This window comes from Corynebacterium sp. HMSC074H12 (assembly GCF_001813755.1).
Lineage (GTDB): Bacteria > Actinomycetota > Actinomycetes > Mycobacteriales > Mycobacteriaceae > Corynebacterium > Corynebacterium hiratae.
In genome coordinates, this window is record NZ_KV813947.1 from 79,676 (window position 1) to 92,115 (window position 12,440).

The following is a 12,440-nucleotide window of genomic DNA, read 5'->3' on the forward strand; positions in this document are numbered from 1 at the left end:
TCTGGATTGTGCTGGGGCTGGCGTCGTGGGCCGTCAAGAGTCGCCAGCTGAAGGATGTGCCGCCGGAGAAGACGGCATCGTTGATTCTGGAGTAGCTCGGGCGGTTAGTCGGTAGTGTTCAGGCGCTGCGGCCAATCACGGGCGTCCGAGGTAAAGATGGCGAACACATTGTTGTCGTCGGGGTTGCGGCAACTAAGCCCTGTTAAGTCACTACTAATCTGACAGGTGAGCTGGTAGCTCTCACCGGTAACGGGGCTTTTAGCAGTGATGTTCGCGGTGTAGAGGGGATTAACCGTGGGGTCTGCTTGGTAGAGGGCGTAGGAGGCCTTCTTGGCAGGGCCAAACATTGCCGCGGCGAACTCGCAGGAGGTAGCGCTGCCGGCCAAGATCGTGTCACCCTCTGACGTCAGGCCGCAGTCGCCGCCGACCTGGCTGGCGTTGATGGTCTGCTCGTCGGATTCTTCCTGCTGCTCGTCAGCCCGGGTTGGGGAGGGGCCTTCGACTTCCTCGCTGGTGCTTGAAGAGCTGTTTGGGCTTTCTGGCGTCGTTGATTCTTCAGTCGTTGTTGTTTCTTCGGCCACGGGGTCTGGGGTCTCGGACGTCATCGGGTCAGTGTCGCTGCAGGCGGAGAGAGCGAACGCTGTTGCGACGGCGAGGGTGAGAGAAGAGAGTTTGTGCATAGCGGAAACTGTAGTCCGCGAAAAGCGCTGTGTCCTGGGGTTGGTGTAGTTGGATTCGTAAATTGATGGTCTTTCAGCGGAGCTACCGCTTGCCGTTTCCTAATCGTGACGCAGGCGTTGACTATCGCTGCGCTCGTTGGGCATAATTCTTGGTAGGAGCAGCCCTACATCATGTACAGCTGTTCGACCCTCACCGGGGCTACTGGCAGGTGAGGGTCACTTAGTTTTCTTTCGCGCTCGGTAGATCGTGCGGTCGTTCAATCGAGTCGTTTCGAAAGGGGCGAGAACATCGAACTTTGAGAGCTTGTCCCAGGTTCTTCGCCATTCCACCTTGGATTGAATATCTCGGACCCGCGAATAGGCGGATGTGTTTGAAGAGGCGATCCATGTCGTCGTCAAGCACCTGCACGTGGCCATGCGCAATGAGTAATGACCATGTGCGGGAGCCACACTGAAACCTGGTGTCCTTTAGCTTTCTGTGTATCTCGTTGTTCACTGCAGCAGGCACGTGAAGTTTGTCATTGCCCACGAATTTAAGAAGAAGGTCCTGCTCGTCGGCACAGATGAAGTTCAGCAACACGCTGGTGTCCGCAAATATGAACCTTCTAGTCACGGTGAACCTACTCGTTAGCGAAGAAGTCTTCCAGGTCGGCCTCAATATCGCGCTGACCTGTTAGGTTTTTACCGACAGAACCCGGGGCGGCGTACATTGAGTCCGCTACTTCCTCTGGGCTTACCTGCTCGGCGAACGCTACTGTTGGCAGCGCGATGAGTCCCAGGGCATATGCCTTGTAGGCATCGGCGACGAGCCTCTCGGAAGCTCGTGGCAGCTGCGCAACCTTGCAGGCGTGGTCATACGTGGCTTTCCATCCGAAGCGGGAGGCGAGCTTTTTGGCGGTGTGATTCTTTAATTCCTCTTTAGTGTCTTTCGACATGAGACCTGCCTGATGAAGCTGGATGGCTGCTACGTATGGCGAGACCTGGAAGCGTTGGACAACTGCAGACAAAAGCTGTTCTGGATCTTCGTACTGAGGCATTTCACGCAACGCTTCCTCGGGGCAGAGGACGCAGCGTGCAAAAGTAGTTGCGCGGACTTCGTTGGGAAGAGTCTTATCGCATTGCAGGGAAGCACCATCCTCCGTGATATCCCCGGCCACGATATGCCCGATTTCGTGCGCGATGGTTAAACGCTGGCGGAAAGGATTGTTGCTAGTGCCAATCCCTACGGTTAAAGCGTCAGAGCCAGGATCGCGAAGCGTCAGCGCATCGAGGTCTTCCGCTAAGTCGAGGACAATGAAGTCAGCATCAACGAGTTTCATGAGTTCGTTGATGTCATCGACTGGTCCCACACCAAGATTGTGCTTCGCGCGAAAGCGAGCAGCGAGTTCGACACCTTGTTTCGAGGGGCTTGGTGAATTAGGCATGTGCGTTATCCAGGTTCACACGCAGCTGGAGATACGGAAGAAGGGCTCGTGTTGCGCCTTCAACTTTGGTCTGGTGACCACGGGCAGCAACGCGTACCCGCTTAGAGAGTGGGGTGGCGTCCACAAGCTCGGCGGCGTCGATGCCTAGTGCCCACGCGAGGGCCATGATGTGGTGGAGAGTAGGCGTGGCCGTGCCTTTCTCTAGGCGGGCCAGGGTGGGCTGGGACAGGATGCCTTCAGTCATAGCGGCAAGCTCTCTTTGGCTGAGACCGCGCAGCTGACGCTGCGTGCGGACGCGCTCGCCGAAGTCAGTGGGGATGTTCATGGTGGTGCTCCTTGTTGACCTCGATTAAACACGTGAATCAGATATGAGTCAATATGATTCAGGGTGTCTGATGGTCAGGGGCAAGCTTTCCTAATTGCTGTGTTTGCATGCGCAAACGGAATCCGCTCCTGTTCAATGCGCAGCCGGCCCTCGGTGAAGAGCAGGCGGTAGGCGCGCTGCTCCTCGGTGGTGAGGTGGGTAAGCGTGGCGGAGCCGTCGCCGGGGTCGGGGACGGCGAGGTGTTGAAATGCGGTGACGGTGGCGGTGTCCATGAGCAGTGACGTTGTGTGGGGGAAGTGGGCGCGCACGGCGTTGAGGATGGCAAAGCCGGCGGCGTCGAGGTCGCCCCAGTAGGTGATGTCGGCGTGGTGCAGCCAGCTCAGTGCGTGGAGTTGGTGGGCGGCGGTGCCGGAACCGAGGAGGGCGATGGTGGGAGGGGAGGCGTCGGCAAGCGTGGGCAGGGCCAGGAAGGTTTGCTTGTTTTCCACGATGAGTACCCGGGGTGGGGTGTTGGGGAAGAGCTCGGCAGCGTTGGCGAGGGGGATTTCGATATCGGAGAGCGCTGGTGCGTGGTTGAGGTAGCGCAGGCGCAGGCGGGTGTCGCTGCGGCGTAGGCCCAAGTCCGTGATACCGAAGGGAGCGAGGAGTGTCAGCAGTAGGCGGCGGTGGTTGCCAATCCACTTGCCGTCCACGCCTTCGACCGGCACGGCGCGCTCCCACTCACCGGAATTGGGGTTTGCGCGCAGCCAGGTCAGGCACGGTCCTAGGCAGCGCAGGTCATAGGAACTTAAGTCCTTCCACTGGTTGTAGGAGCGGTGGACGGTCTGGGTGAGCTCCGGGGAGTTCGGGAAGATGGCGGCGATGTCCTGGGCGCGCTGCCGGGCGGCGGAGTACTCGCGTTCCAGGCCCGCGGCGGTGGCGATGCGTTCAGCGCCGGTGAGGACTACGCGGGTGGGCACATCGTTGGCGCCCAGGCCCGCGCGGGACCAATTGCGTGTTTCATAGATGACTTCGTCCTGGTGCGGCCAGCGCTGCCAGGCGCGGATGAAATCCTGGGTGGTGCTGATATCGCTTGCGGCGGCAGTAGCCGTTGGTGGGTGCAGGGGCCACGCCAGGTGCAGCGAATCTGGTTCGGCGAGCGCTTCGGCGAAGTGGTTGCGCAGGTACTTGTCCGCATGCGCCTGCAGGTCTTTAGGCATCCGCATCGGCGGGCTCCTCGGGGTGGGGCTGGTCGGGATTGGGGGAGGAGAGGGTGGAGGCGTCGATAAGCGAATAGCCCGTGCGCGCCTGTGGGCGGCCGTTGATGGTCGGCTCGTCGTAGTTGACCACGATGGTGCCATCCACGTAGGGCGAGAGCGTCTGGATGAGCTTGAAGGGCGTGGCCAGAATCATGTGAAAACCAAAGGACGCAAAGACGGACATGGCCGTGCGGGTAAAGGTGGGATCGGCGCGGTCAAAGGCCTCATCCAAGATGATGGAGCCATAGGTGGGCACGTCCTGGTCTGGCTCCGCCAGGCGGAAGCGCAGGGCCGCTGCCAGGCAGAAGAAGACGAGTTTTTGTGCTTGGCCGCCGGAGAGCGAGGCGGAATCCTGATAGGTATTGGCTGTGGTGCCGTCGGGGTAGCACTCGCGGCCGATGAAGCTGACGTGGCGTCGGGTATCCAAGACCACGTTGCGCCAGCGGATATCCTCCGGGTGGCTAGAGCCTAGGCGGCTCAGAATCTTGTCCAAGGCGTGGTAGCGCTGCAGGGCGGCATCGTGATCATCCAGGCTGATTTCGGCCAGGCTGTGGGAGGTGGCGGCATCCAGGTCCCTCTGGAAGTCTTGGACCACTTGGCCGCGGGCATCCTTGACATCAATGCGCAGGGTGCGCTCACCGTTGAAGGGCGAGCGCTCCAGGGACTTGTTGATGAACTCCATGCGCGTTTCAATATCGCTGCGGGCATGGCGCAGGGAGGAGGCCAGGTGGGAGAGGTTCTGGACGGTCTGGCCGTTGAGCAGCTCCAGGAAGCGGGCGCGGAAATCCGCCAGGCGGTCAGCTCGTAGGTACTTCAGCTTCTCGATGCCCTCGCCGGCGAAGCTAGCCTGCGGTTCCAAGTCGGCGGCTTCTGCTGGCCACTGGGACAGGTAGGCGTGGAGGACGGAGACGATCTTGCCGTTGGCCTCCTCGATGCGGCGCGCGGCGGTGCGGGCGGCGTCCTGCAGGTCGGCCTGGACTTCATCGCGCCGGGCATCGATGTTATCGATGGTCAGCGTGCGCTTGCCCTTGTGTAAGGCCTCCTCGACGGCTTTCGCTATGTCCTTGTCGGCGATTTCCGGAACGGTACCGATGGCGTGGCGGCGCTCGGTGGAGCGCTTCAGCTCGCCTTCGACGTCACCGAGGTGTTTCTGTGCCTGGTTGAGCCGGGTGCGGGCAGCCTCCAGCTTTTCCTTCGCGTGCTGATGTGCGGCGGCCAAGGCTTGGGCTTCGGGGGAGGATGCCAGGGAATCGTATTGCGCTTGCAGGTCCTGCTTGCGGGCTTTCGCGGAGGCGGTGTCAATGTCCTGGAATCTCGAGTCCAGCACCTGCTGGGCTTTATCGCGCTGGGTGCGCAGGATGTCCATCTTCCGGTTGAGGTTATGGACCTGCCTGGCGGTGGCGCTGGCGGTGGCTTTGGCCTGCTTTAACTGGGAGCGCAGTAGCTCAATCTTGGCGGTGTTGGTGGAACCCACCCGGTACCATGCGGTACCGGCAAAGCGCGTGCGGTCATCCTTGATGAAACGCGTGGAGCCGTCCTTGTCCTTGGGGCGGCTTTCCAAGCCATCGCGGGTAACGGCCGGAGTTGTGGTGACCTTGTCCAGTTCCGCTACCGACTCCACGCATTCATAGTTGAAGCGGCGGGAAATGTGTTGGCGTACCCACGCCGTCATGGGGTGATCCTGGAATTCCAGCTTGTGGATGAGCTGCCGCGGGCTGCGCGCGGAGGCTGGCGCCGACGTGAACTCCGGGATGGTGCGGTATTCCAGACGGGTACCCACGTTGCGGGAGTTGACCCACTGGTTAATGGCTTGCCGCGCGTCCTCAGGCACGAGCAGCGTAGCGGCAAAGCCGTGCAGTAGCTTTTGGATGACCGGCTCCCAGTCCGCCTGCTGCGGGCTAATATCGATGAGCTCGCCGGCGAAGGGAAGCTCGGATTCGGCATAGCCGGTATCGCGGGCAATTTGGGAGCGCAGCTCTACCAGAGCCTTGTCGATGTTGGTGCGCCGCGAGCTAAAAGAGCGCAGCTCGCTATCGAGCCGGGCGCAGGCGGTGGCCGCATCGCGGGCGGCCACGCCGGCTTCCTGCTGCTGGTTCGTCAGATTGGCGGAGTCGGTTTCGAAGTCGGAGAGGCGCAGCTGGGCGTTGGCCTGCAGCTCTGCGAATCCTTGCGGGCTGAGCTCATAGTGTTCGGTCCACTCGCCCACGGCAGCCGCAAGGCGCTGGAATTCTTTGGAGCGGTGTTCAATCTCTATGTCGGCGGTCTCCATTTTGGCGCGCAGGGCATCGAGCTCGCCGGCGCTGAGCTGGGAGACGGCCATCGCGGCGCGGCGCTCTGCATCATCAAGGTGGGCGACGTCAGCCTCGAGGGATTCCACTTCGGATTGAGCTTCTACCTGCTGGGCGCTCAGCGCACGGATGTGAGAGTCCAGCTCTTCTGCCACCAGGCGGGAGCGCACGGCTGGCAGCGCCTCGTTCATGGCCTCGGCTTTGTGCTTATCTGCCTCCGCGGTTGCGCGCTGGGCATGCAGCTGGGGTAGGGGAGCGAGCGTATCAATCTGGGCCTTGACGTCTTCGACCCGCAGGTACGCCTGGCGCAGATCCTCAAATTGCTCCACGGCCTCCTCCGCTCTGGAGAAGGTCGAGGGCTTGTCCAGCATGTAGTCCCGGAAGAGCTGATCCAGGCTGGAGAGCGACTTCGCGGACTGCGTGCGGTGAAGAAGCAGCTGGCCCTCCACGTTCTTGATGCCAAGGCGTTTGCGGAAACGATCCGCAAACGTGGCATATGTCGGCGTAAAGGACACGCCGGGTCCCTTGTACAGGGCCTTGATCTTGCGGGTGTCCAGGCTGCGGGTGAGCAAAGGGCTGAGCTTATCGACGTCCTCATCACCCGGCACCAGCCCATACAACTTCTTGATCTGGCCGACTGAGTTCTCACCGCCGTTGAGGCGGAAGATAGCTATGAGCGTGTGCTGCTTGCCCGCGCCATTGTCATAGGTCAGGGCAACCACCGAGTTGGTAGCGCCCTCCCGCAGGTATTCGGGGGCGATCTCACCGGTCTGCGCGTTTTCTTGCTGCCGCCAGGCACCGCGTACATAGGAGACCAGGCTGCGCCCGTTGTGCCGGCCTAGGTCCTGCTGCGACGCCGCGTTGAACTTCAGGTGGCTCTGTGGAACCAAGACCGCCGACATCGCGTCCAGCAGCGTGGACTTGCCGGAGCCCGAACCGCCGGTGATGAGGAAACCTTTGCGCGCCACCGGGATGGAGAAGTAGCCGTGGAAGGTGCCCCAGTTGATCAGCTGAATGCGGCTGATGCGGAATTGGCCGGGGTACAGGCTGGTGTGGCTAGTCATCGGAAGCCTTCTCCTTTTCCTCGTCTACCTGCTCTTCATCGGCTTGTGCCAGGCGGGCGTATTCATCGCGGATGGCGGTGACGGTGGAGGCGTCGAAAAGCTGGCGGAGCACCGGTGAGACCTCGAAGCGCCCTTCGGTCTCGGTAGCACTCAGCAGGGAGTAGTCGTTGTGAATGCGGTTGATGGCGGCGTTGAAGCGGCGGTTGAAACCGGCTTCATCACGGTTGTCCACTGCGCGGACGTAACCGATTCCCTCCCGGAGATCCTCGACGTCCACGATGACCCGCTCGCCGGGCAGCGCAAGCCCCAGCTCTTGGCGCAGGTTCAGCAGGATCGCGGTGTCGATGTGCTTGAGCTTGTCCGTGCGCAGCACCTGCGGGATGCTCAAGGTTTCTTCCTCCACCATCCGGGTAAACGCGAAGCCCTCGGTCTCGTCCACGACGAGTTCCAGAAACACCTCATGCAGCCGGGCGCGGAGGTTCTCCTCATCCGAGATGATGGCGGCCCACAGCACCGGTTCCTTCTGCGCGCGAATGAGCGGGCCCTGCAGGAGCTGCACTAACGCGCGCCGCGAGTGGTAGGTCAGCGAGCCTTTATCGTGCTCCCACAGCGGTGGCTCGTGTGCGGAATCGACGCGGGGAGTGTGTGCGGCGGTCACTGTAGCTCCTTAACGGTGGTGTGATCGAAATACTTGGCAGGGATATGGGCGCAGCGCACGGTGCCGTCCTCCTCGGTCCATGTGACTTTCTCACGCGATGGACGTAGCACGGGCACCGGGTGCTGGTCGGCGATGTGCACCAAGCCCACCACGCTGGCAAGGCCCTGGGTTGGTGGATGGGCTTGCAGCACCTGGCCAATCGTGCAGGGGCCGGACTGGGCGACGGCCCCGCGTATCGCCTCGTGCAATTCCTCGAAGTCAATCTCCGATTCGCGCACCAACTCATACAGGGCTTGCGGGTCTTCTGCCTCCGGTTGGTATGCCACCGGGGTTTCCTCCACGACTTCCCGTCCCGGGTTGGCCAGGCGGATGCGGGAGACGGAGTGAATCGACATGCCGATGCGCTGCAGCGGTGTCTCCATCCGGTGAAAGGCTTTGAGCTCGGAGTTCTGTGCGGCATCGATAGCCATGCCGCGGGCTTCCCGCAGCAGCTCAATCATGCGCCGGTCCTCCGCGAATTGCTCGGAGGAGACATAGTTGCGCAGGCTGCGTGCCAGCCCCGTCATGGTCTGGTTGACCTCGAAGCTCGTTTCCTCCATATCGCGAAAAAGCCTGCGCAGCTGCTGCCGCCTGTCCGCGGCCAGCGCCTGCCCGGCCTCGCTATCGAGGACCTCCGTGATCCACTGGTCCAACCAGGCGCTGCGCTCCCTATCCATCAGGAGGGAATAGAAGCCGCGGAAACTGCGCCCTGCGTCCGACTCCGCGATGTGGTCGACGCCGTTGAAGATCTCCTCCAGCACCTCGCCGCGATAGCCCTCTGGATCCAAAAGCTGGCGGCGCAGCTGGTGGTTGAGGGCTTCAAGCTCGTGGCGCACCCGGGCGAAATCGCTCGGCACGGCCATGGCCATGTTCAACACGTCTTGGACGCGTTCTTCTGCCTCCGCGGCGGTGAGCCTTTCGAACTGCCCGCGGCGGGCTTTCTCAATTTCACGGTCGATGCGGTCGCGTTCTTCCTCCAAGCTGGCTACGCGGCTAGCAATGTCCTCGTTCGTATCCCGCGCTAGCCTTTGCAGCGCGGAGCTAATCGATTCCACGCGTGACGCCGTCACCGTGGTCACCGGTGCCTCCCAGCGCTCAATGGCTTCGAGCGCGGACAGGGCCTCCTCGCTGGGTTCGAGCGTTTCACCGTGGGAGCTCTTTCCGGATTTTCTGATGAGCCACCCGGCCTTGACCCAGTCATTGCAGTAATTCTGCGGCGTGCGAGGCATGGAAAACTCACTGGCCAACACCTCGAAATCGGTGACCATGAGCTCATACACCTCCGCCGCTGGGCGTGCCCTGGTGCCGCGCGGGAAGTACTCCGCGATCAACGCCAGAATCACGGGAGCGTTATCCGCGGCCAGGAGCCGGATCGCGGCGGAATCGCGCATCAAACGCCGCAGCGATAGGGCGCGTGCTTCAACAGACATGTCTTGATTCTGACAGGTGTGCCGGACATGCGCAGCGAAGACTGGCTCAAATATTCGAAGCCCGCTGTCTGGCATTCGACCTGCAGAGTGCAGGTCGAAATAATCACGCCCATGGCGGCGGGCCATGAGTGAAGCTTTAAGCTGCGTTCACCTGGTCGTCTTCTATCTCTACGCGGCCCATGAAATACCGGGAATGCGACTTTTTCAAGGATTCCAGGGAAGGTGCTGAAATATGGGCGATCTCAATATCAGGATCGTCGATCGCTGCTTCGCGGCGGAGGCGTTCCTTAAGCGCTTGCGTCGAGTCCGAGAATTGTTTGATGAAAGACTCGCCTGAGCGACGTTTGTAGATGATTATAAAATCAGTCATTGTGCTACTCCGATTCATCTGGCTGTCCAACAAGAATTTCAGTTGTGCACAGCCCCTAATCTAGTGGCACTCGGTCGTGCATGGGGGTGACTCTTACTGTTGTCGCAAGTGACTTGGCCAACCTGTTGAATAACAACGCCTCGGAAGTTGATTGGGGCGGCTAGCGCAAGAGCATGCAACTCGGTTATCCTTGAGGGAGGTTTCACTTGTAAGCGAAAGGCGTTTCAGGTGTAAGTGTCACGCTGGGAAAGGAGCGCTGATGACTGCCTCTGCACTCATCAACGATCGGCTCATGATCGAAGAAACTACTCTCGAAGAGCTGAAGTCGCTGCAGACTCTCGAGGCAGCGAGCTTTCGGGTAGCAGATAAGCACGGGCGCCCAGTCCCGTTGTCGCGTGATGTTCAGCGATTGATTTCTCAGGTCTTGGCTTCTGTTGCGCAGCGAGGGGAAGTCACAATCTCTCGCATTCCTGAGGAGCTCACCAGTACAGTAGCTGCCGAGCTGTTAGGCATCTCGCGTCCAACGCTCATGAAATGGGCAAAGGAAGGAAGGATAGCTACCCACAAGCGCGGAACACATACGCGGTTTAAGCGTGAGGATGTCCTGCAGTTGAAACGCCAGCGCGCTGAGGAACGCGTGAAAGCGTTCCAAGAATGGCGTGCATTCGAAGAGGAGAACGAGAGTTTCTTTTCACAGGCCTAGGTGCATTGAGAACTGCTAGAAACTGCACTGGGCTAACGCGGTTACTATCCTCGAGAACATGCCGCAAAAGGTATTCGTTGACGCAAACATTTTAGTGAGCCGTACAATCCTAGATTGGCTTTTTGCGCTGCAGATTTTATCTGGAGACATGTTTGTGTTCTATACGTCTCAAGACGTACTTGCGGAAACGGTACGGGCGATGCGGCGGAAACATCCCACAGCACCTGGGAGAATTATCAAGGACCGTGTCGAGAAGATCGGTGCGGTGATGGAGGAAATCATTGATGATTTTCCCGGAGACATGCCTTTCGACGGTTTGGATCGTCATGACTACCATGTCCACGCGGCGGCTTTCGCCTCACAAGCCGACATCATCCTTACTGATAACTCGCCCCAGGATATAACCATTACTGCCAGCGAGCAGCGCTACGAGATAATGAATGCGGATGCATTCCTCATGCTCATTCGCGATTCCGCTCCAAACTTAGTGATTGAATGTACGAGTCAGCAGCTGGAGTATTGGCAGAAAAGGAAGGGCTTTCAGGGCCTAGACGATGCGCTGAGGAGAGCGGGTTGCGACAATTTTGCCAGCGCTGTGCGTGAAGCCTTGCAGGCGCTCGCGCAGCGCTAGTTTCATCCGCTCAGCGCTTGTAGCCGCAGACTTTCCAGTGGTCGGTGGTGCTATAGCCCGCACTCTTAAGCCCTAACAAGCTCCTGCAGCGCATCGAGAGCCGCACGGGAGGCAGTGCCGTAGCGCTCGCGAAGGAAGCGGTGGGTGGCGTCGGGGTTGTCGAGTGACACGGATGTCTCGCTGAGGTTGTGTAGCTCTGATTCGCCGGCATCGGTCTTTTCCACTGACCAGAAGCTCTCCGGGCGCAGGCCCAGTTCGCTGGAGCGCTCAAGCACGCTGAAGGCGTGGGAGGCAAAGATGAGCTGCGCGCCGTTGACGTTGATGCTGGGCTCGCGGAAGGCATCGATGATGAAATCCAACAGCGCTGGGCGCAGGGCGGAATCCAGCTCATCAGCCACTAGGATCCCACCGCGGCGCAACGTGTCCAACACCAGGGGAGCGGTGGCCATCCAATTCTGCGTGCCCCCGGATTCATCGGTCAACTTCAGCGCGTAGTAGGAGTCACCAACTTTGTGCTCCACGATGATGGAGTGCAGTAGGGACTCGATCTCCGCATCGGAGTAAGCCTGGAACTCGTCTGGTCGGGGGATGCTGCCGGCGCTGCGGCTGAGCGCATCAATGACCGGGCGCATCTGGCGGAAGACGTGCTCGGGGATGTGGTCCTGGTTCAGCCGCACGGAGTGGATTCCCGAATCGGCCGCGCGCAGCAGCGCGGCAGCCTCATGCAGGTGCAGCTTGCCCTCACGGATGAGGGTGGTGATGCGGGAGGCAGTACTCATGGAGGTATGGCCGTGCGGCAGGTAGGACACGTCGTGCACCAGGGCGCGGGCCAGCGGGGCGAGGATGGGGTGCTCATCGCGCAGGCCAGCGGACAAGAGCAGCTCGGTGTCATCGATGGGGCCGAGCTTGGCGACGTCCCCTTCATCCATAAAGGACTTAGTCCACTGCACGTCCTCGCCGCGGGTGCGCACGAAGCAGGGGCTCCACCTGGTCGATGGCACGCGGCTGAGCCACTCGGCATGCACGCCGGTAAAACTCCACTGGAAGCCGTAGAGGTAGCGCACGCCATCGAGCTCGAACTCCAGCTCAAAAGTGCTGGGCAGGCGTTGCGTGCGGGGGTTGAGACGGTACGGGGCGTGGGGGAGTTGGTTGGGTGGGGCGTCGGCAAGCCAGGCGGTGGCAGAGGACTCGATGGCGAGCAGGGCGAAGGCGAGGGCGTTGAGGATGCTGCTCTTGCCGGAAGCGGTGGGGCCGATGAGTACGGTGATGGGATCGCTAACCTGCGCCCAGCCGTCCTCCGGGGCGGTGGAGTGCTGCCAGTCGTGGTAGAGCGTGAGCGTTTGGGTGGCGCGGATGCTGCGGAAGTTGGACACGCTAAAGGAAAGGAGCCTCATGATCACGAGACTACAAGCTCACAGATTCTTCATCAGATAAGTCTTTCCTAGGTCGGGCGCTGAGTTTTCGTTCTCGCCCCATGCCTTAACCCAGCCGGCGCTGGTAGCGTTTTACTACACACCGCAAAAGCAACCACAGGAGGCTACATCCTATCGACAGCTCTATTACCGATCTGCTCTTATACATCGGTTTAGT

11 protein-coding genes are annotated in these 12,440 nt (G+C 60.6%); 2 read left to right on the forward strand and 9 right to left on the reverse strand.

From position 1 onward, the window contains the following. Nucleotides 1–104: 104 nt before the first annotated feature. From HMPREF2932_RS12595 to HMPREF2932_RS12635, 8 genes are all read right to left on the reverse strand, one after another. Nucleotides 105–680: a hypothetical protein gene (locus tag HMPREF2932_RS12595; protein ID WP_071410294.1), complete on the reverse strand. Its 576-nt coding sequence runs from the start codon at nt 678–680 to the stop codon at nt 105–107. Nucleotides 681–1,300: 620 nt separating this feature from the next. After that, complete coding sequence (locus HMPREF2932_RS12605; RefSeq protein ID WP_168167001.1) at nt 1,301–2,029, reverse strand: ImmA/IrrE family metallo-endopeptidase; 729 nt, start codon at nt 2,027–2,029, stop codon at nt 1,301–1,303. Between the two features lie 67 nt (nt 2,030–2,096). Beyond that, on the reverse strand, nt 2,097–2,429 hold the full coding sequence (locus HMPREF2932_RS12610; RefSeq protein WP_071410297.1) for a helix-turn-helix domain-containing protein: 333 nt from the start codon (nt 2,427–2,429) through the stop codon (nt 2,097–2,099). 74 nt (nt 2,430–2,503) lie between these two features. Continuing rightward, nucleotides 2,504–3,634, reverse strand: a complete 1,131-nt coding sequence (locus HMPREF2932_RS12615; RefSeq protein WP_071410298.1) for a DUF3322 domain-containing protein — start codon at nt 3,632–3,634, stop codon at nt 2,504–2,506. Beyond that, the gene (locus HMPREF2932_RS12620) at nt 3,621–7,019 is read right to left on the reverse strand and encodes an ATP-binding protein (RefSeq protein WP_071410299.1); all 3,399 of its coding nucleotides are present in this window, start codon (nt 7,017–7,019) and stop codon (nt 3,621–3,623) included. The genes HMPREF2932_RS12615 and HMPREF2932_RS12620 overlap by 14 nt, the downstream gene beginning before the upstream one ends. Next, nucleotides 7,012–7,677, reverse strand: coding sequence for a DUF4194 domain-containing protein (locus HMPREF2932_RS12625; protein WP_046647072.1), 666 nt, complete (start codon nt 7,675–7,677; stop codon nt 7,012–7,014). Before HMPREF2932_RS12625 ends, HMPREF2932_RS12620 begins: the two co-directional genes overlap by 8 nt. Further along, on the reverse strand, nt 7,674–9,146 hold the full coding sequence (locus HMPREF2932_RS12630; RefSeq protein ID WP_071410300.1) for a DUF3375 domain-containing protein: 1,473 nt from the start codon (nt 9,144–9,146) through the stop codon (nt 7,674–7,676). Before HMPREF2932_RS12630 ends, HMPREF2932_RS12625 begins: the two co-directional genes overlap by 4 nt. A 136-nt stretch (nt 9,147–9,282) precedes the next feature. Next, nucleotides 9,283–9,516: a hypothetical protein gene (locus HMPREF2932_RS12635; RefSeq protein ID WP_046647074.1), complete on the reverse strand. Its 234-nt coding sequence runs from the start codon at nt 9,514–9,516 to the stop codon at nt 9,283–9,285. A gap of 259 nt (nt 9,517–9,775) precedes the next feature. Between HMPREF2932_RS12635 and HMPREF2932_RS12640 the strand changes: the two genes are divergently transcribed. Both HMPREF2932_RS12640 and HMPREF2932_RS12645 read left to right on the forward strand, forming a co-directional pair. Further along, on the forward strand, nt 9,776–10,219 hold the full coding sequence (locus HMPREF2932_RS12640) for a helix-turn-helix domain-containing protein (protein ID WP_070517343.1): 444 nt from the start codon (nt 9,776–9,778) through the stop codon (nt 10,217–10,219). A gap of 58 nt (nt 10,220–10,277) precedes the next feature. Beyond that, the gene (locus HMPREF2932_RS12645) at nt 10,278–10,850 is read left to right on the forward strand and encodes a PIN domain-containing protein (RefSeq protein WP_070510646.1); all 573 of its coding nucleotides are present in this window, start codon (nt 10,278–10,280) and stop codon (nt 10,848–10,850) included. 65 nt (nt 10,851–10,915) lie between these two features. Here HMPREF2932_RS12645 and HMPREF2932_RS12650 read toward each other — a convergent pair whose 3' ends face one another. Further along, on the reverse strand, nt 10,916–12,244 hold the full coding sequence (locus HMPREF2932_RS12650; protein ID WP_070510663.1) for an AAA family ATPase: 1,329 nt from the start codon (nt 12,242–12,244) through the stop codon (nt 10,916–10,918). Between the last annotated feature and the right edge of the window lie 196 nt (nt 12,245–12,440).